At 63.0% G+C, this 24,831-nt stretch carries 20 protein-coding genes, 2 tRNA genes and 1 pseudogene; 11 read left to right on the top strand and 12 right to left on the bottom strand.

Annotated features, from left to right (window positions below; genetic code table 11):
• Nucleotides 1-16: 16 nt before the first annotated feature.
• Genes sufB through AC3CB8_RS18155 form a run of 3 tightly spaced genes read right to left on the bottom strand, consistent with a single transcriptional unit; the run spans nucleotide 17 to nucleotide 2,909 of the window.
• Nucleotides 17-1,534, bottom strand: coding sequence for a Fe-S cluster assembly protein SufB (gene sufB, locus AC3CB8_RS18165; RefSeq protein WP_352563118.1), 1,518 nt, complete (start codon nucleotides 1,532-1,534; stop codon nucleotides 17-19).
• A gap of 41 nt (nucleotides 1,535-1,575) precedes the next feature.
• Entirely contained in the window at nucleotides 1,576-1,725 is a 150-nt protein-coding gene (locus AC3CB8_RS18160) for a hypothetical protein (protein ID WP_023783858.1), read from the bottom strand.
• Between the two features lie 23 nt (nucleotides 1,726-1,748).
• Nucleotides 1,749-2,909, bottom strand: coding sequence for a cysteine desulfurase family protein (locus AC3CB8_RS18155; protein WP_023773202.1), 1,161 nt, complete (start codon nucleotides 2,907-2,909; stop codon nucleotides 1,749-1,751).
• A gap of 253 nt (nucleotides 2,910-3,162) precedes the next feature.
• Between AC3CB8_RS18155 and AC3CB8_RS18150 the strand changes: the two genes are divergently transcribed.
• Nucleotides 3,163-3,837: an alpha/beta hydrolase gene (locus tag AC3CB8_RS18150; RefSeq protein WP_015318172.1), complete on the top strand. Its 675-nt coding sequence runs from the start codon at nucleotides 3,163-3,165 to the stop codon at nucleotides 3,835-3,837.
• 89 nt (nucleotides 3,838-3,926) lie between these two features.
• On the opposite strand, the gene AC3CB8_RS18145 is transcribed toward AC3CB8_RS18150, so the two are convergent.
• Nucleotides 3,927-4,538, bottom strand: coding sequence for a phosphatase PAP2 family protein (locus AC3CB8_RS18145; RefSeq protein ID WP_245273892.1), 612 nt, complete (start codon nucleotides 4,536-4,538; stop codon nucleotides 3,927-3,929).
• 241 nt (nucleotides 4,539-4,779) lie between these two features.
• Nucleotides 4,780-6,423, bottom strand: a complete 1,644-nt coding sequence (locus AC3CB8_RS18140; RefSeq protein ID WP_352563116.1) for an ArnT family glycosyltransferase — start codon at nucleotides 6,421-6,423, stop codon at nucleotides 4,780-4,782.
• Nucleotides 6,424-6,766: 343 nt separating this feature from the next.
• Here AC3CB8_RS18140 and tyrS point away from each other — a divergent pair, with 343 nt between their 5' ends.
• Nucleotides 6,767-8,020, top strand: coding sequence for a tyrosine--tRNA ligase (gene tyrS, locus AC3CB8_RS18135; RefSeq protein WP_023773206.1), 1,254 nt, complete (start codon nucleotides 6,767-6,769; stop codon nucleotides 8,018-8,020).
• A gap of 93 nt (nucleotides 8,021-8,113) precedes the next feature.
• Here the strand turns inward: tyrS and AC3CB8_RS18130 are convergent, their stop codons facing one another.
• Nucleotides 8,114-11,494 carry a YhdP family protein gene (locus tag AC3CB8_RS18130; protein ID WP_352726498.1) on the bottom strand — a complete coding sequence of 1,127 codons (3,381 nt, stop codon included), beginning with the start codon at nucleotides 11,492-11,494 and terminating at the stop codon, nucleotides 8,114-8,116.
• 95 nt (nucleotides 11,495-11,589) lie between these two features.
• Between AC3CB8_RS18130 and AC3CB8_RS18125 the strand changes: the two genes are divergently transcribed.
• Nucleotides 11,590-12,057: a peroxiredoxin gene (locus tag AC3CB8_RS18125; RefSeq protein WP_352563114.1), complete on the top strand. Its 468-nt coding sequence runs from the start codon at nucleotides 11,590-11,592 to the stop codon at nucleotides 12,055-12,057.
• Nucleotides 12,058-12,096: 39 nt separating this feature from the next.
• On the opposite strand, the gene AC3CB8_RS18120 is transcribed toward AC3CB8_RS18125, so the two are convergent.
• Both AC3CB8_RS18120 and AC3CB8_RS18115 read right to left on the bottom strand, forming a co-directional pair.
• Complete coding sequence (locus AC3CB8_RS18120) at nucleotides 12,097-13,236, bottom strand: GNAT family N-acetyltransferase (protein WP_023783854.1); 1,140 nt, start codon at nucleotides 13,234-13,236, stop codon at nucleotides 12,097-12,099.
• Nucleotides 13,233-14,234: a sterol desaturase family protein gene (locus AC3CB8_RS18115; RefSeq protein WP_352563113.1), complete on the bottom strand. Its 1,002-nt coding sequence runs from the start codon at nucleotides 14,232-14,234 to the stop codon at nucleotides 13,233-13,235. Before AC3CB8_RS18115 ends, AC3CB8_RS18120 begins: the two co-directional genes overlap by 4 nt.
• 300 nt (nucleotides 14,235-14,534) lie before the next feature.
• On the opposite strand from AC3CB8_RS18115, the pseudogene AC3CB8_RS18110 reads away from it, so the two are divergent.
• The 6 genes and pseudogenes from AC3CB8_RS18110 to AC3CB8_RS18085 all read left to right on the top strand — a co-directional run bounded on the left by AC3CB8_RS18110 (nucleotide 14,535) and on the right by AC3CB8_RS18085 (nucleotide 20,935).
• A pseudogene (locus tag AC3CB8_RS18110) lies at nucleotides 14,535-15,840 on the top strand (M23 family metallopeptidase).
• Between the two features lie 191 nt (nucleotides 15,841-16,031).
• Complete coding sequence (locus AC3CB8_RS18105; protein ID WP_352563112.1) at nucleotides 16,032-17,198, top strand: ROK family transcriptional regulator; 1,167 nt, start codon at nucleotides 16,032-16,034, stop codon at nucleotides 17,196-17,198.
• Nucleotides 17,195-17,968, top strand: a complete 774-nt coding sequence (locus AC3CB8_RS18100; protein ID WP_023773213.1) for an ATP-binding cassette domain-containing protein — start codon at nucleotides 17,195-17,197, stop codon at nucleotides 17,966-17,968. Before AC3CB8_RS18105 ends, AC3CB8_RS18100 begins: the two co-directional genes overlap by 4 nt.
• Before the next feature lie 30 nt (nucleotides 17,969-17,998).
• Entirely contained in the window at nucleotides 17,999-19,039 is a 1,041-nt protein-coding gene (locus tag AC3CB8_RS18095; protein ID WP_352563111.1) for a sugar ABC transporter substrate-binding protein, read from the top strand.
• 116 nt (nucleotides 19,040-19,155) lie between these two features.
• Entirely contained in the window at nucleotides 19,156-20,151 is a 996-nt protein-coding gene (locus tag AC3CB8_RS18090; protein WP_352563110.1) for an ABC transporter permease, read from the top strand.
• Between the two features lie 13 nt (nucleotides 20,152-20,164).
• A complete protein-coding gene (locus tag AC3CB8_RS18085; protein WP_023773216.1) occupies nucleotides 20,165-20,935 on the top strand; it encodes an SDR family NAD(P)-dependent oxidoreductase in 771 nt (256 codons plus the stop codon).
• Between the two features lie 53 nt (nucleotides 20,936-20,988).
• Here AC3CB8_RS18085 and AC3CB8_RS18080 read toward each other — a convergent pair.
• Nucleotides 20,989-21,064, bottom strand: a tRNA-Val gene (locus tag AC3CB8_RS18080).
• A 217-nt stretch (nucleotides 21,065-21,281) separates the two neighbouring features.
• On the opposite strand from AC3CB8_RS18080, the gene AC3CB8_RS18075 reads away from it, so the two are divergent.
• Both AC3CB8_RS18075 and AC3CB8_RS18070 read left to right on the top strand, forming a co-directional pair.
• A tRNA-Asp gene (locus AC3CB8_RS18075) sits at nucleotides 21,282-21,358 on the top strand.
• Between the two features lie 311 nt (nucleotides 21,359-21,669).
• On the top strand, nucleotides 21,670-22,185 hold the full coding sequence (locus AC3CB8_RS18070) for a hypothetical protein (protein WP_352563109.1): 516 nt from the start codon (nucleotides 21,670-21,672) through the stop codon (nucleotides 22,183-22,185).
• Nucleotides 22,186-22,262: 77 nt separating this feature from the next.
• On the opposite strand, the gene rbsK is transcribed toward AC3CB8_RS18070, so the two are convergent.
• The 3 genes from rbsK to AC3CB8_RS18055 are packed head-to-tail and all read right to left on the bottom strand — an operon-like array spanning nucleotide 22,263 to nucleotide 24,726.
• Nucleotides 22,263-23,192: a ribokinase gene (gene rbsK / locus AC3CB8_RS18065; RefSeq protein WP_352563108.1), complete on the bottom strand. Its 930-nt coding sequence runs from the start codon at nucleotides 23,190-23,192 to the stop codon at nucleotides 22,263-22,265.
• A 4-nt stretch (nucleotides 23,193-23,196) separates the two neighbouring features.
• The gene (locus AC3CB8_RS18060) at nucleotides 23,197-23,649 is read right to left on the bottom strand and encodes an RbsD/FucU family protein (protein WP_023773219.1); all 453 of its coding nucleotides are present in this window, start codon (nucleotides 23,647-23,649) and stop codon (nucleotides 23,197-23,199) included.
• Nucleotides 23,650-23,676: 27 nt separating this feature from the next.
• Nucleotides 23,677-24,726, bottom strand: coding sequence for an ABC transporter ATP-binding protein (locus tag AC3CB8_RS18055; RefSeq protein WP_023783847.1), 1,050 nt, complete (start codon nucleotides 24,724-24,726; stop codon nucleotides 23,677-23,679).
• Nucleotides 24,727-24,831 lie beyond the last annotated feature (105 nt).

Here is a 24,831-nt window from a genome sequence, read left to right as displayed (position 1 = left end):
AATATTTATCTGGGCGTCAGCCCACGGAACCTTCCAGCGAGATGCCGATCAGCTTCTGCGCCTCGACGGCGAACTCCATCGGCAGCTGCTGGATGACGTCCTTGACGAAGCCGTTGACGATCAGCGCAATGGCTTCCTCCTCGGGAATGCCGCGCTGCATGACGTAGAATTTCTGGTCCTCGGAAATCTTCGACGTCGTCGCTTCGTGCTCGAACTGCGCCGTCGAGTTCTTGGCTTCCATGTAGGGCACGGTGTGGGCGCCGCACTGGTCGCCGATCAGCAATGAATCGCAGTTGGTGAAGTTGCGGGCATTGGTCGCCTTGCGGTGCGCCGAGACCTGGCCGCGATAGGTGTTCTGCGAGAAGCCGGCGGCGATGCCCTTGGAGATGATGCGGCTCGACGTGTTCTTGCCAAGATGGATCATCTTGGTGCCGCTATCGACCTGCTGGTACCCGTTCGAGACGGCGATCGAATAGAACTCGCCTTGCGAATCGTCGCCGCGCAGGATGCAGCTCGGATACTTCCAGGTGATTGCCGAGCCGGTCTCGACCTGCGTCCACGAAATCTTCGAACGGTCGCCACGGCAATCGCCACGCTTGGTGACGAAATTGTAGATGCCGCCCTTGCCCTCGGAGTCGCCGGGGTACCAGTTCTGCACCGTCGAATATTTGATTTCGGCATCGTCGAGCGCGACCAGTTCGACCACCGCCGCATGAAGCTGGTTCTCGTCGCGTTGCGGCGCCGTGCAGCCCTCGAGATAGGAGACGTAAGCCCCCTCCTCGGCGATGATCAGCGTGCGCTCGAACTGTCCGGTGTTCTTCTCGTTCATGCGGAAATAGGTCGATAGCTCCATCGGGCAGCGCACCCCCTTCGGCACGAAGACGAAGGACCCATCCGTGAACACGGCCGAATTCAGTGTGGCGTAGTAATTGTCGGAGGTCGGCACGACCGAGCCGAGATATTTCCGCACCAGTTCAGGATGCTCGCGCACGGCTTCGGAGATCGAGCAGAAGATGACTCCGGCCTGTGCCAGTTCCTTTTTGAAGGTGGTGACGACGGACACGGAATCGAACACAGCGTCGACGGCAACCCGGCCCGACTTGTAGACATTGTCGCTCGCTTCCTCGAACTCCGAGGCGTCGGTCTTCTGGACGCCTGCGAGGATCTCCTGCTCCTTCAATGGAATGCCGAGTTTCTCGTACACCTTCAAGATCTCAGGATCGACGTCGCTGAGCGAAGTCGGTCCGGGCGTGCTCTTGGGCGCCGCGTAATAGTAGATGTCCTGGAAATCGATCTTGGGATAGTTGACGCGCGCCCAGGTCGGCTCTTCCAGCGTCAGCCAGCGCCGATAGGCTTCGAGGCGCCATTCCAGCATCCAGGACGGTTCGTCCTTCTTGGCCGAAATGAAACGGATGATGTCTTCGCTCAGGCCCTTGGGAGCCTTGTCGACGGCGATCTCGGTCTGGAATCCGTATTTGTATTGGTCGACGTCGATCTTTCGGACCCGATCGATCGTGTCCTGCACAGCAGGCATATGCGTTCTCCATCCACGCCGGGGTCAAGGCCCGACAGTTTTCAAACTATGGCACCGCCAAAAGGACGCCCGAGCAGCATCCGCGGCAGCGTAAGTTCAATATAGTGCGCCTCGACCGGAAATTCACCCGGCCAGCATGAAACGCACGGCTCGACCGGGCCAAAGGGCCCAAATCCTTTTTTCTCAAGCATCGGATTTTCCGGTCCGATGCCCCCTAGGCGGCCTTCTCTCTACCCGCCCGACGCGCGGCAATGCTTGCCAGCGCGGTGCGGAACAGTTCGATGTCCTCGGCGCCGGTCGCGGCACCGACCGAGACGCGCATGGCGCCAAGGCTGTCGCCGTGCCCCATGGCTTTCAACACATGGCTCGGCCCGACCTTGCCCGACGAGCAGGCGGAGCCGGCGGAAACCGCTACGCCTGCCAGATCGAAGGCGATCTGGGCGGTTTCGGCTTTGATGCCGGGAATAGCGAAGAATGTCGTGTTGGCAAGCCTTGGCGCGCCCGTTCCGAAGATTTCCACGTCCGGCACCAGCGTCTTGAGGATGGCTTCGGCCTCGTCGCGACGCTGACGCATAGCACCGATGGCCTTCAGTCCGGCCAGGGCTTCTCGTGCAGCGGCGCCAAACCCGGCAATGCCAAGCAGGTTCTCGGTGCCGCCACGGTGGCCTTTTTCCTGGCCGCCGCCATTGATCAGGGGCGTCGGCATCATCAGGTCGGCCGCGGCAACGATGGCGCCGGCGCCCTTGGGGCCGCCGATCTTGTGTGAGGACACAATCGCATAGTCGGCATATCCAGCCGCCATGTCGACCGAAACGCGGCCAGCGGCCTGCACGGCATCGACGACAAGAATGCCGCCCGCCGACTTGACGATTTCGGCAATGCGATCGATCGGCTGAATAACGCCGGTTTCGTTGTTGGCGGCGTGGATCGCGACCAACGGCAAGCCATCGGCCTTGTCGTGACCGGCGAGCGCCGACGTCAAGGCGTCGAGGTTGAGGATGCCATCGGCGTCGACACCGATCCGCGTTACCTGGCTTGGCGGGAAACGTCCGCCATTCAGCAGGCACGGATGGTCGGCCTCGCACACGTAGAGCCGGCTCATGCGAATGGCGCCGCGCCCCATCCGCCAGTCCGGCGTCAGAAGCGTCGAGGCGGCCTCGGTCGCACCTGAAGTGAAGACGACATGTTCGGCCTTGCCGTTGACCAGTGCCGCCACGTCGCGCCTGGCATTGTCGACAAGCCTGCGTGCGGCGCGCCCCTCGGCATGCACCGAAGAAGGGTTGGCCGCATCAAACGCCGCGACCATGGCCTCGCGCGCCGCTGAAAGCAGCGGCGCACTGGCATTATAGTCGAGATAGGCGCGTGTCGCGGCCATTTTTGTCCAGTTCTTCCCGTCAGAAGCCATTCCGCGGACGTATGGCGTTATTTCCTTGAAATTCCAAGGCAAGCCGTCCTATTTACGCGGCTTGCGGCGAGCGCGACCGGGCGATTGCGTTTCGGCCAGCCAGTTTTGAACAGTTCTAAACTAGCTTCTATGAAGACGCTCGCCCTGCGTCAAGGTCTGTGCAAGCGGGGCCAGAGGAAGAGTTTCCCGGCACCGCGCACTTGTATGTCACGTGGAGTATTTCATGCCTGAGGTCATTTTCACCGGTCCGGCCGGCCGCCTGGAGGGACGCTACCAGCCCTCGCGGGAAAAGAGCGCGCCGATTGCCATCGTGTTGCATCCGCACCCGCAGTTCGGCGGCACGATGAACAACAAGATCGTCTACGACCTCTTCTACATGTTCCAGAAGCGTGATTTCACCACGCTGCGCTTCAATTTCCGTGGCATCGGCCGCAGCCAGGGCGAGTTCGACCATGGTACCGGAGAGTTGTCGGACGCGGCGGCGGCGCTCGACTGGGTGCAGTCGCTGCATCCGGATTCCAAGAGCTGCTGGGTCGCCGGCTATTCCTTCGGTTCGTGGATCGGCATGCAGCTCCTGATGCGCCGGCCCGAGATCGAGGGCTTCATCTCGATCGCGCCGCAGCCCAACACCTATGATTTTTCCTTCCTGGCGCCCTGCCCGTCTTCGGGCCTGATCATTCATGGCGACGCCGACAAGGTGGCGCCGCCGAAGGATGTGCAAGGACTGGTCGACAAGCTGCATACGCAGAAGGGCATCACCATCACGCAGAAGACCCTGCCCGGCGCCAACCACTTTTTCGCCAACGACGCCGATCTCTTGATCGAGGAATGCTCCGATTATCTCGATCGACGGCTGGCGGGAGAATTGTCCGATCCGAGGCCGAAGCGGCTGCGTTAAGACGTCAGGCCGGGCGTATTCGCGGGGGTATGGGCGGGCGGTCAATATCCGCCTCCTCGCCACATGGCGTGCCGCGGTCCGGCAGCGACTTATTTTTCTGGAGCAATAAGCCGGAACGATGATTTGCGGACCGGCAAACCTGAAGTTGTCGGCCGGAAGATGAAACCGAGCCTGGCAAAGACCAGTCCGCACGCCAGCGCGAAGGCACAGCCGAGGCCGAAGCCGGCGACGGTGTCGCTCGGATAGTGCGCGCCGACGAAGATCCTGGTCGAGGCGATGCAGCCGGTGACCACCAGGGCGATGTACCAACGCCGCGGAAACAAAAGCAGCAGGATACCGAAGACGGCGCCCATCGTCGTGGCATGGCCGGACGGAAAGCCAGCAAAGCGCGCATCGAAGGCAAAGGGGTGCAGTGCAAGGACGCCAAAATCCTGGAAGTAGAGCGGGCGCGCCCTGCCAATGGCATATTTCAGGACATTGACGGTCAGGCCCGACAGGCCAACGGCGCTCAGCACCAGAAAAGCCAGACAAGTCCAGCTGTAGACCAGCATCTGCGCGCGCCGCGGAAGGCTTCGCCAATCCGTCAGATTGGCCGCGACAAGCAGAAGCGCGGACGGGATGAGATACCAGCCGCCCAGCCCGAACTGCGTGAAGAATTCGGCAAGCCTGGCGGCACCCGCCGACCATTGGCCATGAGCCACCCCCGCCGGCGTATCGAGACGAACAAAGGCCGCTGCCGTCAGAAAGACCCAGACCAGTCCCCACGCCCACCATGAGATGTTTGGATAGCGAGCGGGCCGAACGGCGAGGCGCCGCCTTGCGATCCGTAGGGTGTCGCGAAAATTGCCGAGGGACCGGCGTCCTATCCCGAGGGGGGAGTTGGTAACTGGTGGGCGTGATTTCACGAGCATTGGAAACTGGACTCTGTCATCGACCCAGCCGTCATTGGGCTACACGATAAAGGCCGAGCGACAGTTTGTCTCCCGACGAATAGTTGAGGCCATCGATTTCAGCGACGCGGTTCACCGATTTGCCTCGCACCGACAGCATGCCATTGAGCTTCTGCTCATCCCCGATGGGGGCCAGCCCCAAGGCACAGGCAGGATCGGCGAGCAGGTGCTCCGCCACGCCTCCGACATCGGTCAGCACCGTTTTCGTGCCGACCAGAAACACCAGGCTCGGCTCCTGATATCGCGCCGAGGCCAGCACCGTTGTGTCGCATGCCTGGTTGGCAAGCACGGCTTGCCTGATCGCCGGGCTCAGCCACATCGGTTTCAGCGACGGCGCGATGACCCCGAACAGCAAGGCATAGGTGATGCCCGCGCAGGCGGCGGTGGCTCCGATGCGAGGCAGCGGCACCTGTAACTGCCTGGAGAATGCGAGATAGCCGGCGCCGAGTGCTGACGCTGCCGCAGGAATGCTCCACCACGAGAAGCTGTGCGTAATGTAGATCGGTGCCCCGACACAAACCGCCGCCAGCCCGAGGCTGACCACCACCAGACCGAACGCGGTCGACCACCACAACCACTGCTGCCAGCGCTTGAGCGGCGCATTGGCGTCCTGCGGCGACAACGTCAGCACCCAGCCGATCAGCAGCGCCATGCCGGGATAGGCCGGCAGGACGTAATGCGGCAGTTTGGTCGGGATGAGTTCGAACACCAGCCAGAACGGAATGTACCATGCCAGGCAAAAGCGCAGCCTGAAATCGTCGCGCACTCGGTTGAGGGCCTGCAGGCCAGCGCCGACCGCGATCAGGCCGAACGGCCACATGAACAGCGAATAGGTCAGCATGTAGAAGCCAGGCGGCAGGCCGTGCGATTCCTCGCCCGACGCGACCTTGTTCAGCATATCCTTGCCGACGGCTTCCTGAAAAAAGGCGCCGCCGCTCTTCCAGCCGATAAAAGCGACCCAGGGCAGCACGATGAGCAAAACGAGCGCGACGCCGCGCACCAGCTTCAGCTTCAAAAGCCAGCGCCAGTCGCGTTCGAAAGCAAACAGCGCGGCCGCCGTCAGCAGTGACAGAAGCGGGGCCACGGGCCCCTTGATGAGGATCCCGACGCCTTGCGCGAACCAGAATATCCACGGCAGATGGCCGGCCACCGGCTCGTTGCGGCGCGACGCAAGGTAGACTTGTGCCATCGCGCCCTGCGCGGCCACGCAACAGGCCAGAAGCATGGCATCGGTTTTGGCGTCGCGTCCCTCGAACGCGGTTGCGAAGATCGCCGCCATCATCAGGCCGGCGGCAAGGCCGGCATTGGCGCCGAACAATTTTGTGCCCGTCCAGCCGATGCCCAGGACAGCGAGCGCGATTCCGAGCATCGAGACAAGGCGGTACACCCAGATCGGCGCGGCCGCGCCCTCGCCGCTCAATGCGACAGCAGCCGATTGCAGCCAGTAGATGCCGATCGGCTTCTTGTAGCGCGAGACATCCTGGAAGCGGATGTCGATATAGTCGCCGGTTTCGACCATCTGCTTGGTCGCCTGGACAAAGCGGGATTCATCGCGGTCGATCGGCGGAAGGCTCGCCAAGCCGCTGATACTCATGACCAAGCTGAACAGGAAGAGGAAGAGGTAGTTTCTGTTCATCGCGGGAGCTTTCCGGATCTGATCTGCGGGATGACCCCGTCGCGGCGTGCGGGCGCTGCCCTTGCGCGGCGCCTCATTACGCCAGCGGCATGGATGAGGCAAGGATTGGCAAATTCCCTCCGCGCCGGCCGCAAAACAGGATTCCACTTTTGCTGATCGCGGGCTCCTTGTTGGCGCGCGATCCGACGCAAAACAGGATTCCACTTTTGCTGATCGCGGGCTCCTTGTTGGCGCGCGATCCGACGCAAAACCGGATTCCACTTTTGCTGATCGCGCTTGGGTGCTAAACGCGCGCGTTCACATATGCCCGGCTGGACCGGGCATACGCTTTCGGGAAAAAACCATGCCTGCCTTCAAATCCGATTTCCTGCGCACCATGAGCGAGCGCGGTTTCATCCACCAGACCTCGGATGATGCCGGTCTCGACCAACTCTTCGCCAAGGAAACGGTGACGGCCTATATCGGCTTCGACGCCACCGCCAGAAGCCTGCATGCCGGCTCGCTGATCCAGATCATGATGCTGCATTGGCTGCAGCAGACCGGCCATCGGCCGATCGCCCTGATGGGCGGCGGCACGTCGATGATCGGCGATCCCTCCTTCAAGGACGAGGCGCGCAAGCTGCTCACGCCGCAAGACATCGACGACAATCTTGCCGGCATCCGCCGCAACTTCATGCCCTACCTCAAATTCGGCAGTGGTCCGAACGATGCGGTCATGGTCAACAATGCCGACTGGCTGATGGAGATCAACTACGTCAATTTCCTGCGCGATGTCGGCCGGCACTTTTCCGTCAACCGCATGCTTGCGTTCGATTCCGTCAAGTTGCGGCTCGATCGCGAGCAATCGCTGTCGTTCCTCGAATTCAACTACATGATCCTGCAGGCCTATGATTTCGTCGAACTCTACAAGCGCCTCGGCTGCCGCCTGCAGATGGGCGGCTCCGACCAATGGGGCAACATCATCAACGGGATCGATCTCGGTCGCCGTATGGAAGATGCGCAACTCTATGCGCTGACCACGCCGCTGCTCACCACCTCGTCCGGCGCCAAGATGGGCAAGTCGGCGTCGGGTGCGGTCTGGCTCGATCCGCAGATGCTGAGCCCTTACGAGTTCTGGCAGTACTGGCGCAACACCGAGGATGCCGACGTTGCCCGGTTCCTGAAACTCTACACCACATTGCCGCTGGACGAGGTCGCAGGGCTCGAGCGACTGGGCGGCTCCGAGATCAACGAGGCAAAGAAGATCCTCGCGACCGAGATCACCGCCCATCTGCATGGCCGCGCGGCCGCCGAACAGGCCAGCGAGACGGCGCGAAAGACTTTCGAGGAAGGCGCTCTGGCCGACACTTTGCCGACCGTCGAGGCGGACAAGGCCGCGCTCGAAGCCGGTGTCGGCATCCTGTCGCTACTGGTCAGCGCCGGGCTGGCATCATCCAATGGCGAGGCACGGCGGCATATCCAAGGCGGCGCCGTGCGCCTGAACGACCAGCCGGTCAGCGACGATCGCCGCATGGTGACGCTTCAGGATCTGAGTCCGGAAAACGTCATAAAGCTTTCATTGGGCAGGAAAAAACACATCCTGGTCAGGCCGGCATGAGGCCCTTGGAGCCGTTTCCTGGAAACGGCTCCCACTATTTGTCTTGGCGCAGTTCCGGACGGAAAACCGGTTCACACTTTTCCTGGAATTACTCTAGCGGTACTCGAAGATCGACCTGAATATCCCCGGCGCGATCACCGACAGCGGATTGACGTCGAGCACCGGCTTGTTCGCATTTCCCCTGAGGCGGTAGGTGACGCCGATTAGGCCGCGGTCGCGGCCGTTGCCCAGAAGCGCGCCGACGATGGGCAGCTCGCCAAAGATGCGGTTGAGGCCGTAGACCGGCATGAAAGTGCCGGTCATATCCATATTGTTGTTCTGGTCGTAGAGGATGCCTTGGAAGGTCGTGCCGATGCGCGGGCCGCGCAGCACGCCATTGGTCAGCCGGAGATAGCCGCTGCCCTTGTCGATTTCGGCGTAGCCGCGCTCGAACTTCACCCGCGACGTGTCGAGCTTGCCCTTTACCGCCTGGTTGAGGCTGCGGCTGTCGCCGGCCGGCGTGGTCGAGACGATGGAGGCGAGCTTGGGTTCGTTGACGACAAAGAAGTTGGTGGTGTCGACCTTGCCCTTCATCGGCCCGTCGCTGGCCCCGGTCAGCGCCAGCGTGATCGATCCGCCTTCCATGTGCTCATAGATGTTGAGGAACCGCAGGATGGCGCCGGCGTCCGCCGACTGCACATTGAGCGAACGCCTGCCGTCGCCGGTGGTGTTGCTGATGGCGATGGCGGCGCCCGAACTCGCCGTCGCGCTGACCTTCAGTCCGTTCACCCGCGAACCGGCCGCACTGTAGTCGAGCTTCAGGTTGGAGAGTTGCTCGTCGTGGAAACCGGTGAGCTGATTGACGTCCGCACTGACCGAAATGTTGTCAGTTCCTGTCGTTTTGGTCGCGGTGTCCACATCGGATGTGAACTGCTTGATCAGCGAACGAGCATCAAGCGCATTGCCATTGATGCCGACCGCATAGCCCTTGCCCGATCGCTTCACCGACACGGAAACATCATCGCCCCGGTTCAGGGTGACCCTGCTGAACTTGGCCGACGACAGCGCGCCGTTGACCAGCACGATGCCGCCATCGATGGAGAATGTCTTGCCACCGAGGTCGAAGTCGGCCAGCGTCGTGGTGTCGCCGGACTTGGTCATGACGAAGTTGGCGCTGGCGGGAACCCCCGCCCCCTTGCTCCAGCCAGCCCAGGGGATGTCCAGCCTGGCATTGGTCAGGTCGACCGAAACGTTCTGGTTGCCGTTGCCGCTCTTGTCGATCGCGACCTTCACCGTTCCGCCAAGCAGCGGCGTCAGGCCGGGCATGGCGGCGGCGCGGATCTTGTCGTCGAGCACAAGGGCGACTTTGCGGCTGCGCGCCGGTCCATCATCCGCCAACGGCTCGACGAGATCGAGTTCGGCCGGAATGCCGTTCAGCGATGCCTTGGCCGAAATGACGGCCTTTTGCGGGTCGACCGTGATCGAGCCGTCCGCGTCCGTCACGGCCTGTCCCTCGAACGGCTTGGCCAGGGACAGGCCGGTGTAGTCGAGCGACACCAGCCAATCGAGCTTCGCGGTATCGACGCCCGACTGCAGCGGAATGTCCGCCTTGACGTGGCCGGTGACGCTGCCGGAAAGATCCTCAGGCAGGATGCCGACATGGCGCATGGCGTTGATCGGTTCGTAGGAGGCAAGCTCGGCGACGGCCGGCGCCTCCCCCTCGACATCGATGTCAAGTGCGCCGATGACCGGCGGACGGTTGGCGGCCTTGACCGTCAGCGTGCCGTTGCTGGCCGCCACCGTGCGGCCACTCGGCATGAAGACGGTGCCCGACGACAAGGATACGTCGACATCGTTGCCGTGGAATCCGACCACGCCCACCGCGTCGCGGATCGGCGGAATGCGGCCGGCAGTGTCGAAACGCGCGCCTTCGATCTGGAAGCGGCCGAAGACCTCGTCGGCGGAAAGCGGCACGCCATTGCCGAGGCGATCCGGCACCACCTGGAACTGCAGGCTGCCGTCGACCACGCGGCCGCCGAACAGATTGTTCAGCACCCAGAGCCGCGCATTGCGCGCCGAAAACCACGGCCACAGCTGTTTGACGTGCGAGACCGGCATGTCATGGATGTTGAGCGCCAGATTGATCCCGGGAGCCTTGCCCTCCGCGAATTCCACGGCCGCGGTGCCAAGCACCTCGCCGGACCCGGCGGACCGAACCGCGATCTGCTCGGCCACCAGTTTATGGCTTTGCGGCTGGTAGATGCCGGCGATGCGCGCCAGGAACATCAGCGCGGGCTCAGGCGATTCCGATGGAGCCAGGGTCGAACCGTCGCTGGTCAGATCGTAACGGTAGGAGGGTTCCTCACCAGCCACCCCGGTTGCTGGTTTTGGCCCGATCGAGCCGCCGAAATCGAATGAAGACCTGCCGGTTTTCAAGAGCAGCCTGTCCACCTGGATCTTGTTGGAGCCATGGACAAGCGTCGCATTGACATCGGCATCCGCCGGCAGCAGCCCGCGTGTGCCGAGATCCAGCACGGACCCGGTGGACGAAAGGGCGGCCGTCAAGCGTGATGCGGTGGCACCTGACCCTTCCGATCCTGTCAACTTCAGCGCGACGGCACCAAGCTTGCCGGAGCCGGCAGCGGTGGCGCCGGCATCCGCCAGATTGATGCTGGCATCCAACGCCGTCACCCGGTGCGCCGCGATATTACGGGTGGCGGAGGCTACAACGGTGACTGTCCTGCCGTCGACGTCGGCTTCGGAGGTGAACTCCATGCCACCCGGCCCCGACTGAACCACGGTGGCGTCGGCGATCTTGATCAGCTTGATCGATCCAGCGTCGGGGAGCACGAACTCGACATTGCTGAGATCGATCCGGCGCATCGAATCCTCCCGCACGGCGTCGAGCGCACGATGGATGTCGCCGAACACCGCGTCCGACAGCTTCTCCGGATCGACGAGGCCGCTCTCGTTGCGCAGCGCCGCGGTCCAGTCGCCGCCGGACGGCATCGCGGCCATGACGATGCGGGCATCGGATATCCTGGCACTGGTCAGCCGCACCTCGCCCCACAAAAGCGGCACCAGGCGGATACCGAAGCGCACACGCCCGGCATCGGCCATGGGTTTGCCGTCCGATGTCTTCAGGCTGACATCGCTCACCTGCAGCGCCACGAAGCTCGAACTGTCGAGCGTGATGCGGGCGGGCCCGACCGCGACATTGACGTCGACGCCCGCCAGCCTCTCGATGGCGCTCTCCGCCTCGACGCGGAGCCGGTCCGAACCAATGCCGGAAAGGCCGACGAGATAGACCGCCGTCGCGGCCAGCAGCATGAACGCGACCACGCCGGCAAACACGCGCGAAAGGATGCGAAAGCCGCGGCCGATCGCCGCCTGGCCAAGAGGCGGGACGCGGCACGCGGACGGCAGGGCCCCCAGGTCGGTGATTTCGTCCCGCCTGAACCGGATCTTCTCGTGCTGCGGTTGCTCCTGATCCACGCAATCTTCCGTTGTACAAACTCGCTCGTGGACGAATCCCCGGTCGACACTATATCGGTGTGGCTTCGCGCGTAACCTCAAACAAGGGCATCGATATGGCTGACCTGGAAGTAGGCGATCCCGCGCCGCAATTCGATCTGCCGCGGGACGGCGGCGGATCGCTCAGCCTGGCCGCATCCGCCGGCAAGCCAGTCGTGCTCTATTTCTATCCGCAGGACGATACGACAAGCTGCACGCAAGAGGCGATCAGCTTCTCGCGGTTGAAGCCGGAATTCGAGAAGGCCGGCGCTGTCGTCATCGGCCTGTCGCCCGACAGCGCCAAGAAGCACGACAAGTTCAAGTCGAAATATGATCTCACCATCGATCTTGCCGCCGACGAGGAGCGCAAGGTGATCGAGGCTTACAATCTGTGGGTCGAGAAATCGATGTACGGCCGCAGATACATGGGTGTCGAGCGCGCGACATTCTTGATCGGCAGTGACGGACGGATTGCCAAGATCTGGCGCAAGGTCCGGGTCAAGGGCCATGCCGAGGCCGTTCTGGAAGCCGTTCGCGCGCTTTGAGCGTCGCCAAAGCCCGCGACGCAAAAGACGATCATGGGGCTATTCGTCAGGCACCGCGTCGGCTTTCGGCTGCCGCCGCGTCTTCCAGGATTTCGAAACATGGTCCACATGGTCGGCCAGTGCGGCGAGATGACCGCGCAAGCCGCGCGCACCCATCATCGACGACAGCGCGACCGATTGCGTGGCGAAGCGGCGCTTGAAATCCTCGCCGCCGCAGAGAAAATCAATCGTGGCAAGGCCACGGTCGAGCGACCACTGGATATAGTCCATCATCAGCACCATACCCGGCGAGGCGCGCTCGTGTTCGGGGTCGTAGGTGGTGACGAAAGCCATCATCGTGCCGTGCTGCTCGAAGTTGATCGAGACAGCGATGATCGTGTCGTCAAGCTCAAGCACGAAGATGCGCAACAGCCCGAGGTCGGCCAGCACGGAAATAAGCGCGGTGAGAACCGGCGAGCCCTCATCGAACAGATCCGAAGCGCGGCCATGCCGAACGAGCCAGAGCCGCTTCAGCGTCGCCACCCGCTCGAGCACCGGCTCGCGCGGGTCATCCGCATCCAGCAAGCGGAAACGCAATGCGCCGCTCTCTTCCATGAACTTGCGGCCACGACGATAGTTCTGCCGGCCCTTTTTCGACAACGTCTCGAACCATTCCGCCCCACTCCGCCAGGGACCAGTGACACGATAGCTGATTTCACCGCGGTGGTTGGGCCGAAGCGCCTTGCCATGGGCCGGGCGCAGCAGGGCATGAACACCGGCATCCGGCAGCAGACGGTTGAGGTAGATCAGGTCGAAGCCGCCCTGATCGAAAACATACTGCCAAAGGCGGGAGATCGCCTGCGGGTCGCTGTCGGGTGCAACCAGCGCGTCACCATAGTCACTGTGGTCCTTCGCCGCCCATTCGAGCATGCGGATGCCGGAGCGCCTGAAGGTCGCGAGCGCTATTACGCCCTCGAGCCGGTCGCCGTTCCAGGCAAGCCCAATCCTGAGTGCGCGCCGCTCCTGATGCGGGGTGGTGCGCCACCAGGCCGCGATCCAGTCGGGATGCTGGAAGACAAGCCCGCCAGCCCGCTGCCAGAGCGTGCTCCAGGCCGGTGCGATCTCGGCCAGGCGCCCCGCCGATGTCACGATTTCGAAGGTGTGTGTCCGCTGGATGGAAAGCGTGACGGGGGCGTTCATGGCCGTGTCCCTTCCGATGGTCGCGCGGTCCGTGGCTGTCGCTTTCCAGGCCGGATACGCCTGGCAATATGACCCCACATCCGCTTCAGCGGCATGACATAAAGGCCGGCGAGCGACTGGTAGTCGCGCACATCGCGGTCGACCAGTCCGAACTTGAAGTCCTCGTCGGGCCTCGGCACACACAATGTTCCAAAGAGCCGGTCCCAGAACGAGAAGAGCAGCCCGAAATTCTTGTCGTAGTGGCGTGGATCGACGCTGTGATGCAGCTGGTGCCAATGAGGACACAGGATCAAGTTGTTGAGCGGGCCGAACGAGATCTTGAAATGCGTGTGCCTGACAAAATCCATCATCAAGATGTTCCGCATCACATAGACGTTGACGCCAAAGACCGTCAGTTCGACAAGGTTAAGCGAAATCAGCGACCAGACGCCGAAGCACAGCCCCACGATGAGCCCGTCCCAGGCTCGGTTCATCAGCTCGTCGAGCGGATGGACCCTATCCTTGGTGATCCCGACCATCACCTCGGCCGAGTGATGCACCTTGTGCAGCTCCCAAAGCATCGGATAGCGATGCTGGGCGACGTGATAGAGATAATAGGAAATGTCGTAGGCGAGCAGCATGCTGATGGTGAAGATCAGCACCGTCACCGGTCCTGCCGGCCCCTCGATCAGAGGCGGCTGGAACTGGAACAGTGTCGAAAACAGCCAGTTGGTCCCGTAGCCCACCGCCGTGACGAAGACAATTCCGGCGGGCAGCATCAGGAAAGGCATCAGGGCCTTCTTGGTGACCCAGAACAGCAGGTCGGCTTTCGCGGAGGGATGGGTGATGACCTCATGGGGGACGACGAACTCGAAAAACTCCTTCCAGCTCTTCTCCTCGACCGTGCGCCAATAGGCCACGAGCGCGCTGACAAAGGCCGTCAGCAGCAAAAGCCCGGTCGCCAGCAGACTGGCGCCCGAAATCTTGTCGACGATCTTGCCAATCAGGTCGTCCAGCATTCCTACCGCCACGATGAATCCGAAATACCGGCAAGCCTTTACTCGAAAAAAGTCAATTAAACGCAATCGAATACAGTTAAGAAACCTGGACCTTGCTCTGCGCGTGACCGACCGCTGCTGGTGGAACATTGGGGCTCTTCGCCAACGATTTCGCGACGTAGCGCCGTCCCTGGCGATTCCCATGCAACCTCTTGCCTGCATCGCGGGCATTCGGCGTGGCGCAGCTGATACGGCAAGCCTTTGTTAACCCTAATAATGTGTAATCAGGCTGTCGTGGTGTCGTAACGAAAGCTTGGTCCCGTGAACGCAACCGGTCAGTCCGCAGTCTTCGGCAGGCGCAAGGAACCGCACACGATCATCATCGCCCGGGGCGACCAGATCAGGCACTTCACGATCCGCCCCTGGTTGGCGGCATTCATTGGTTCAGCACTCGCCGCCATTGCCATCGGCTACCTCCTGGCCACATCTTATCTGGTTCTGCGTGACGACCTGATCGGCGCCACCACGGCGCGCCAGGCTCGCATGCAGCAGGCTTACGAGGACCGCATTTCGGCGCTTCGCGCCCAGGTCGACCGCATTACGAGCAGGCAGTTGCTCGACCAGCAATTGATGGAAACCAAAGTCAGCGAACTGCTCGAGCGCCAGACGCAGCTGAGCCAGCGGCATGGCCGTCTCGGCCCACTGCTCGAACGTGCCGAAGGTGAGGTCGGAACGGTGCCCGCCGAAGATCCGGCTGCGGCCGCCAAGCCGGACAAGGGCGCCGAGGTGACCGGCAGCATCGGCCAGCCAGCGCAGAACTACGCGATTGCCAGCTTGGGCGCCGACCTCGGCACCGCCGACACAAGGCCCTTCTCCTTGTGGTCGACCCGCACCGATCCGCTGCCCAGCGACTCAGCCGCCGATCGCGCCGACAGGCTGTTCGTTTCGATCAACCAGTCGCTGAAATCCATCGAGAATGAACAGCTCAGCCGCATCAACACGCTCGCTGACAATGCCTATAAAAGCGCCGATGCCATCCAGCAGGCGCTGCGGACGGCCGGGCTGCCGGTCGACAGTGATTTCGGCAAGAACGAAAGCGATGTCGGCGGACCGCTGATTCCGCTCGAACTCGTCGATGATCTTCGACAGCAAGGTCAAGGAACTGGACGAGGCGCTGGATGCGCTCGATCACCTAAAGAAGGAAGCGCGCCGGTTGCCGCTTGAAAACCCTGCCCCTGGCCACTCCGTCACCAGTCCGTTCGGCGTGCGCACCGATCCCATTCTCGGGACGGCCGCTTTGCATTCGGGCATGGATTTCAGGGCCCCGATCGGCATGGCGGCCAAGGTCACCGCGCCCGGCATCGTAACCAAGGCCGGCTGGAATGGCGGCTATGGCCGCATGGTCGAGATCGACCATGGCAATGGCTTTGCCACGCGCTACGGACATCTCAGCGAGATCGACGTGACGGTGGGCGAGAAGGTGGACGCCGGCGCCGTCATCGGCAAGACCGGCAGCAGCGGGCGCTCGACCGGCCCGCATCTGCACTATGAAGTGCGTCACAATGGCGAGGCGATCGATCCGCTGCGCTTCCTGACTGTCGGCAGGAAAGTCGCCCAGTATCTCTAACAAGATCGACCGCTGGCTTGCTGAATCCGGAGCCGTCGGTGCCGGTCAGGCACACCTCTCCTCGTCATGCGGTATCCCGCACCGCCGTAAACCGTCATATCCGCGGCTCCCCGCGTTCCGAATCATTTTTGAATTCCATTTGACTGAATAAATATTTGATGCGAACCTTACGTCAGGTGGAGGCGCAAGGCATGGCATTGCGGGGGACCAATCAGGAGTTCGGGCGGCCGTACAACCGGCGCATCGTGCTTGAGTCCATCCGCCGTCATGGCCCGATTGCACGTGGCGACATCGCCAGGCACGTCGGGCTCACCGTGCAGACCGTGTCGACCATCGTTCGCGAACTGGAGGAACAGGGCTACATCCTGTCCTTGCGCGAAGAGCCGAAGGGGCGTGGCCTGCCACCGGCGACGCTGCGCATCAACCCGGAAGGCGGCTATGCCGTCGGCATCCACCTGACGCCGCTTGGAATAGACGCCGCGCTGATCAATCTCAGCGGCGACGTCATCGAGAGTTCACGCCGCGAGGCGTCCAACGCGACGCCCGATCACGCGTTCGACCAGATTGGCGCCATGGTCCGCGACCTGACGGGCAAGCGGCCAGGCGGCCGCGTCATCGGCGTCGGCATGGCGCTTCCTGGCCCGTTCGATGTGGACTCCATGAGCTTTGTCGGCCCGACCACGATGACCGGCTGGAAGCATGTGGCGCTGCGTGAGCGGCTGACGGCCGCGACAAGATTGCCGGCGTTCTTCGAGAGCGACATGGCCGCCGCCGCGATGGGCGAGCGGCTTTATGGCATCGGAGCCCGCCATTCCGACTATTACTATCTCTATTTCGGCGTCGGACTTGGCGGCGCGATGATGCATGACGGCAGCGTTCTGCGCGGCGCCTGGGGCAATGCGGGCGAGATCGGCCACATTCCCGTGGTCCCCGATGGCGAGCTTTGCCCCTGCGGCAACCGAGGCTGCCTCGAGCGCTACCTGTCGCTCGAGGCGCGAGGCCGCCGGGCCGGCAACGACGCCGATTGGGTGGCGCAAGTCGGCCCGATCTTCCGCAACACCATCGCCATTATCGAAAACCTCTTCGATCCAGAGACGGTCGTGCTCGGCGGCCTGGCGGCATCGGAACTGCTCGAGCGCCTGGCGGACGCGGTCGAACCGCTGCACAATTCGGTTTCGGCACGCGCGGACCGCAAGACGCCGCGTGTCGTCGTCGCCGGCGGCGGCCAGCATGCCGTGCTGCGCGGCGCGGCGGCGCTCGCCGTTTCAGGGGTGTTGTCGCCACGCTTCGGCCAGATGTTCACCGCCGAACGCGAGCGCGGCCGCGACATACTTTCGGCCAGGGAGATTGCCGCATGAGCGAACCTCTGCTGGTGCTCGACAACGTGACCAAGAACTACGGCGCGATCGAAGCGCTGAAGGGGATCAGCTTTTCCATCGGCAAGGGCGAAGTGGTGGCGTTGCTCGGCGACAATGGCGCCGGCAAGTCGACGCTGGTCAAGATCATATCTGGCGGTCTCGAACCGACCTCCGGCCGCATGCTGTTCGAGGGCAAGGAATTCCTGGCCCGGTCGCCGGCGGAAGCCAAGGCGGCGGGCATCGAGACCGTCTACCAGGACCTGTCGCTGTGCACAAATGTCGATGTGGTGGCCAATTTCTTCATGGGCCGCGAGATCACCAGGAAGGTGCTTGGCATTCCGGTGCTCGATGAGCGTGCCATGGAAGCCGTGGTCGGCAAGGCGCTGGCCAGCGCCGGGACCCGCATTCCTTCGCTGCGCACCAATGTCGAGCATCTCTCGGGCGGCCAGCGGCAGGCCATCGAGTTGAACCGCTTCGTGCATTGGGGCGGCAAGCTGGTGCTGCTCGACGAGCCGTTCGCTGCGCTTGGCGTCGAGCAGACGCGGCGCGGTCTCGACATGATCCGCCAGGTGGCGAGCCAGGGCATCGGCGTCGTCATCATCACCCATATCATGCAGCAGGCTTTTCAGGTCGCCGACCGGATCGTGGTCATCCGGCAAGGCGTCGTGGCGGGCGATGTCGCACGCAACAAGACAAGTCCCGATGCGGTGATCAACATGATCACCGGAGAGACGCTTGCCGGTGCCGGACCGGCGGGCCGAGGGACATAGAGGGGTCCGGCTTAACAGGGAGCCAACGACATGAAGCGAATACTTCTTGCTGTCTTCGGTATCCTGGCACTGGCCTTTGCCACGCTCACGCCGGCATTCGCCCAGTCCAAGGGTATTGTCTACTACATGGTGCCGACATTGCTCGACGAGTTCCAGACCGGCTCGGTGAGCGCGCTGGAGCTGTTCCTGAAACAGACCGGCTACGAGATGAAGACGCTGAACGCCGACAACAAGACCGACGCGCAGCAATCGCAAATGAACGACGTCATCGCGCTGAAGCCGGCGGCGATCATCCTGGCCGCCGTCGATTTCAATGCGCTGAAACCATCGATCGAGGCAGCGCGCGCCGCCGGCATTCCGGTGGTCGAGTTCGACCGCCAGATCACGTCGGCACCGTCCGACTTCACGTCGGTCGCGGGCACTGTCGAGATCGGCTACGTCGCCGCAGAGCAGGCCGAAAAGCTTCTGAAAGCCAAGAACGGCTCGGTGAAGGGCAAGGTCCTGCAGGTGCTTGGCGATCCCGGCGATCCCTACACGCTGGACATCCAGAAGGGTTTCGAGGAGAAGATGAAGGCGTTCCCGGACGTCAAGATCATCTCGCTGCCGGCCATGCAATGGGAGGCCAGCAACGCCGGCACCATCGTTGCCGACCAGATGCTGGCCAACCCCGACATCGACCTGATCTTCAGCCATGCCGCACACTTGTCGGTCGCCGCCGTCGCCTCGCTCGAGGCCGCCGGCAAGAAGCCTGGCGACGTCATGCTGATGAGCTCGAACGGCGCACCGGTCGGCCTCGACCTGATCCGCAAGGGCTGGCTCAACGTCGAGGTCGAGCAGCCGCTTTACGCACAGGCCGCTGCCGTCGCCATGTTCATGGACAAGGTCGTCAAGAAGGAAGAGATCAAGCCCGGCGAATACGATGTGCTTGGCCTGAAATCGACCCTCACCAAGGAAGCCTGGGGCCCCAACATCAAGATCCCGGGTGCCGCCATCACCAAGGAAAACGTCGACAACCCGGCTTTCTGGGGCAACCAGAAGCCGCCGACGGATACCGTCAAGTCGGTCGAATAGACAGATGGCCCGACCGCTCCGGGCCATACCCGGCCCGGAGCCCTTCCCTGCCCGAATGAAACGAGACGCAGGCAACCTGCCGCGGCCTTGATCCCGCACGCCAACCGGATCGACACATGAACCCTCGCACACGCCACGCCCTGGAGTTCGTCCTCGACAATCTCGTCTGGTTCATGCTGCTTTTTGTCCTGGTCGTCTTCTCGCTGTTCATCCCGAACTATTTCCAGCTCGGCATCTTCGCCAACATCATCGAAGCGTCGAGCGTGCTCGGCGTCATGTCGATCGGCCTGGCGCTGGTCATCATTGCCGGGCACATGGACCTGTCGGTCGAATCCGTCGCCGCGCTCAGCGCCATGGTGGTGGGCATCCTGTTTTGTTCCTCGGGCATCGGCCTCGGCGTGCGGTTGCACCCGGAATGGCTGATGGTTCCGGTCTCGCTGCTGCTGGCGCTGGCCGTCGGCGGCCTCATCGGCGCCTTCAACGGCTATCTCGTGGTCAAGGTCAAGATGAGCGCCTTCATCATCACGCTCGCCTCCTACATCTGGGTGCGCGGCCTGGTGCTGGTCATTTCGGGCGGCCGCTCGGCACAGGATCTGGCACCCGCCATCCGCTGGTTCGGCATCCAACGCCTGGTCGGCCTGCCGCTTACCGCCTGGATCGCGGTGGCCTGTTTCGTGGTGTTCTCGCTGATCTTGGCCAAGACCCCGTTCGGCAGGCACCTGGTGATGATCGGCGGCAATGAAACCGCGACCTTCCGTGCCGGCATCCGGGTGAACCGCAACCTGATCATCGCCTTCGTGCTCGCCGGCGCCATCGCAGGGCTGGCCGGCTGGCTGCTGGCGATCCGCACCTCGGGCGCCACCGCCAATCTGGGCGTCGGCCTTCTGTTCAACGCCTTCGCGGCCGTGGTTATCGGCGGCGTCAGCCTGAAGGGCGGCGTCGGCACCTTGCCTGGCGTCTATGCCGGAGTGCTCCTGCTGTCGGCCATCAACACGGCGATCAACCTGATGGGCCTGCCCGCCAACTTCACCCAGGTCATCCATGGCCTCTTGGTGCTGGCCGCCGTGCTGCTCGACGCATTCAAGCAAACCATTCGCCAAAGACTGGCGTGACAGGACGGCTCGCATGACCGGACGATTGAACGACAAGGTGGCGCTGATCATCGGCGGCGCGCGCGGCATCGGCAAGGGCATCGCGCTGCGCTTCGCCGAGGAAGGTGCGAGGCTGGTGCTCGCCGACTCCGAGACCGAGGCCGGGCAGGCAAGTGCGGATGAGCTCGGCGTCCCCTTCATCCGCACCGATATCTCGCGAATGAGCGACGCCGAGGCCGCCGTGGCGCTTTCGTTGCAACACCATGGCCGCCTCGACATCATCGTCCAGAATGCCGGCATCTATCCCTGGCAGTTGATCGAGAATACCAGCGCCGACGACTGGGACCGCGTCATGGCGGTCAATTTGCGCGGCACCTTCAACGCCAGCCGCGCGGCCCTGGTGCCGATGAAGGCGCAGCGCTTTGGCCGCATGCTCTACACCTCCTCCATCACCGGCCCGCACGTCACCAGCCCCGGCCACGGCCACTATTCGGCGACGAAAGCAGGCATCAACGGCTTCATTCGCGCGGCAGCGCTTGAATTCTCCGGCTATGGCATAACCGTCAACGGCGTCGAACCCGGCAACATCCTCACCGAAGCCATCCAGGAGCATCGCGGCGCTGCCTATATCAAGAACATGGAGGATTCGATCCCGCTCGGCCGGCTCGGCAGCCCGCGCGACGTGGCCAACGCCTTCCTGTTCCTCGCCTCGGACGACGCCAGCTACATCACCGGCACGACTATCGTGGTCGACGGCGGGCAATTGCTGCCCGAGGGGAAGGATTTCCGCATGGTGCCGCCGTGATACCGCGATGCGCCAGCGGCCGGCTCTCAGCTGACTTGAAATGTGGGTTTGAATGGTGGGCGATGACGGGCTCGAACCGCCGACATCTTCGGTGTAAACGAAGCGCTCTACCAACTGAGCTAATCGCCCGCTCCGGGCCGGACCTTTAAGCGGTCGGGACTTGCTTCGCAAGGCCAAATGAGTGCGGGATGCCCTGTTCGCAGGCCGGATTTGCGAACAAAATGCCGGCTGTCAAAAAACCTTCTCCTGTTTGGCGTTATGATGGTTTGGTGCGCTTGACACCCGGTAGCGAACCCCTTATCCAGCGCCCCAACGACGAACACGGCTGACACGTGCTCGTCAATGCGCGGGTGTAGCTCAGTTGGTTAGAGTGCCGGCCTGTCACGCCGGAGGTCGCGGGTTCGAGCCCCGTCACTCGCGCCATTTCCCCTCAAGGATGATGATCCTTGGCTCCGGGGAAATGCCGACAAATTGTCAATATTCTCTCCAGGAAGAGCGTGCTGAAGGCCTTCTTCGGCCTGGTTTTTCTTGGCTCCAAAATCACCCATGCATGAGCGATGCCGTGGAACCCGCGACGCGATTCCTGTGGGTCGACAAGCAACGGACCAAGCGGCCCTGCAGACGCGACCGAATTGCTCGTTGCGAATCTGCTTGCGCAATCGCCCACAAAAGGCTCGATTCATGCCGCAGGCAGCCAGATTGGAGTATGCTGCCGGAATGGCATGGAGGACGTAATGTCAATTGCACCGAACATTTCCACGCGCACGATATTCACGCTGATTTGCCTGGGTGGCGCGACGACGGCCGCATCCGTCCTTTTTCCCGCCGCCGCGTCGGCCGACCGGCTGCAGCGATGCGCTCGCGAGGGGGAGATCTGCCGCCTGCCCTATCCCGCCGAGGTCGTCTACGGTGCCAGGGGCCGCACGACCTCGCGTTACATCGAGCGCAACGCGATACCCTGTTCGAACCGCGTTTTCGGCGATCCCGCGCCAGGCAGGGAAAAGTTCTGCTTCATTGTGAAGCGCGACCGTGACGAGTCGAACGACGACTACGATCAGCCTCGCCGCGAGCAGTGGGCGGTCTGCGCCGAGGAAGGCGAATTCTGCGACTTCTATGGCCGCAAGGTGGTCAGGTATGGCGCCCGCGGCCGGTTCACGCAGGACGTGTTCCGCAATGGCGTTCAATGCGACAACGATGCATTCGGTGATCCCGCTCCCGACCAGGGAAAGCGCTGCTACGTCATGCAGTAGCTTCTCAATGCCCACTGGCACGGGACCCGGAGGCCAGAACGGTCTGGCTCCGGGGACCCCGCGAGCCCTGAGCAGCCTCAGCGCTTGGCCAGCAACGCCTCGACCTCCTGCAATGTCGGCATCGACGGTGCCGTGCCTGGTCGGGTCACCGAAATGCCAGCGACGGCGCAGGCGAAGCGCACCGCCTCCAGCGGCTCCACGCCTCGTGAAAGTGCTGCGGCCAGTCCGCCATTGAAGGCGTCCCCCGCGCCGGTGGTTTCGACGACAGGGCCGGCACTGATGGCGGAAACATGCTCGGAGCGATCGTTCGTGTGCAGGAGAGCGCCCTTGTCGCCCAGCGTGACGATGACCGTGCCGACGCCCTTTTCGAGCAGCTTGCCGGCGGCGGCGCGGGCCTCGTCGACCGACGAAACTTTCAGCCCGGTCAATTCCTCCGTCTCTGTCTCGTTCGGTGTAAGATAGTCGCACAGTGTGTAGATGCGGTCGGGAAGCTTTGCCGCCGGTGCCGGGTTGAGGATGGTCGTCACCCCGGCCCCGCGCGCGATCTCCAACGCCCGCATCGCGGCATCGATCGGCTGTTCGAGCTGCGTCACGAAAACTCCGGCGCCCCTGATAAGGTCGGCATTGGCTTCGATGTCCTCGGGGGTGATCAGCATGGCAGCGCCGGGGCTGACGATGATGGCATTGTTGCCGCTTCCCTCCTCGACGAAGATATAGGCGGCACCGGTGTAGCTGTCCGGCGTGTCGATGGCGGCGCTCTTCACGCCGGCATCCTTCCAGGTCCGTTTGGCCATGTCGGCGAAGGCATCGACACCGAGGCGGGTCAGGAAAGCGACGCCGGCCCCCAGCTTGCCAGCGGCCACGGCCTGGTTCGACCCCTTGCCGCCTGGCCCCAGCTTGAAGGAATTGCCAAGGATCGTTTCGCCCATGCGCGGCTGGCGCTCGGCCCTGTAGGCAGTGTCGGCGACAAACACACCGAGGATGACGACCGGCTTGCCCGAGGCCATGCCGCTACTCCGCATCCGGCGGCACGACGCCCTTGCGGAAGGCAAAGCAGCCGTAGAAGCGGCGTTCGCCGGTCTGGATGACGCAATAGGCCTGCTTGGCGCGCTCGTAGAAGGCGTAACGCTCGACCGGCACCATCGGCCAGGACTTGCCCTCCGCGGCGTCAATCTCTTTCTGGACTTCCTTCTGCACGGCTGGGATCTCGCCCGGCTTTCCGACGATCTCCATCCGGGCGGCGGAATCATCGACGAAGGTGTCCAGCGGGTAGAGCGACAGAACCGCCTTGACCACTTTCGCGGCCGGCGCATCGATGCGCAGCACCCGACCGAGCGCCGTCTGGCGCGCCACCGAATCGGACGGGAAGTTGGTGTCGGCGATGATCAGGTCGTCGCCATGCCCCATCGCCCGCAATGCCTGGAGCACGTCGGCATTGAGCAACGGATCGATCCCTTTGAGCATGATGGTCCTCGTGAAGTGCGTTTGAGATCAGAGACGCTTGCCGGTCTCGGCGTCGAACAGATGGATATGGTCGAGCCTTGGCCGAAGCTTCAGCGTATCGCCGGGCTTGAAGTCATGACGCTCACGGAACAGCGCCACCATCTCGCCGTCGCCGAAGCGGAGGAACACCAGGGTTTCCGAGCCGGTCGGCTCGACCACGGAAATCTTCGCCGGCACGCCATCGGGATGGATCTCGAGATGTTCGGGGCGCACGCCATAGACGACGGAGCGCCCTTCCTCGACGGTGTTGTTCGGAGCCACCGGGAATAGCGTTCCGGCAATCTCGACGCCGCCCTTGCGCCCGATACCCTTGAGCAGGTTCATCGACGGCGAGCCGATGAAGCCGGCAACGAAAAGGTTCGCCGGCCTGTCGAAAAGCTCCAGCGGCGCGCCGACCTGTTCGATGCGGCCATCGCGCATGACGACGATCTTGTCGGCCATCGTCATGGCTTCGATCTGGTCGTGGGTGACATAGATGGTGGTGGTCTTCAGCCGCTGGTGCAGTTCCTTGATCTCGGTGCGCATCTGCACGCGCAGCTTGGCGTCGAGGTTCGAAAGCGGCTCGTCGAACAGGAATACCTGCGGATTGCGCACGATGGCGCGCCCCATGGCGACGCGCTGACGCTGGCCGCCGGAAAGCTGGCGCGGGTAGCGCTTCAGATAGGGGCTGAGGTCGAGGATGTCGGCGGCGCGCTTGACCCGCTCGGCAACCACGGCCGGATCGGTCTTGCGCAGTTTGAGGGCGAAGGCCATGTTCTGCTCGACCGTCTTGTGCGGGTAGAGCGCATAGTTCTGGAACACCATGGCGATGTCGCGTTTTGCGGGTGGCAGGTGATTGACGACACGGTCACCGATGGCGATCGTGCCGCCGGATACGGTCTCCAGCCCCGCCACCATCCTGAGCAGCGTGGACTTTCCGCAACCGGACGGGCCGACAAGCACGACGAACTGGCCATCGGCGATGTCGACGCTGACTTCGTGCAGAACCTTGACGGTTCCAAACGCCTTGGCCACATTGCTGATCGCGACTTGAGCCATCGTTCCCCCATCGGCTCCACTGGCCGTAGGCGCAGAAGCTAACCAACGCGACCGGTCAGGGCAAGTCGGTCTCTTATAGATAAAAACCCGTCGTCGTTGACACGG

Source organism: Mesorhizobium sp. P160927 (genome assembly GCF_057766385.1).
The sequence above is the reverse complement of the archived record's forward strand: the minus strand, read 5'-3'. Positions and strand labels throughout refer to the sequence as shown.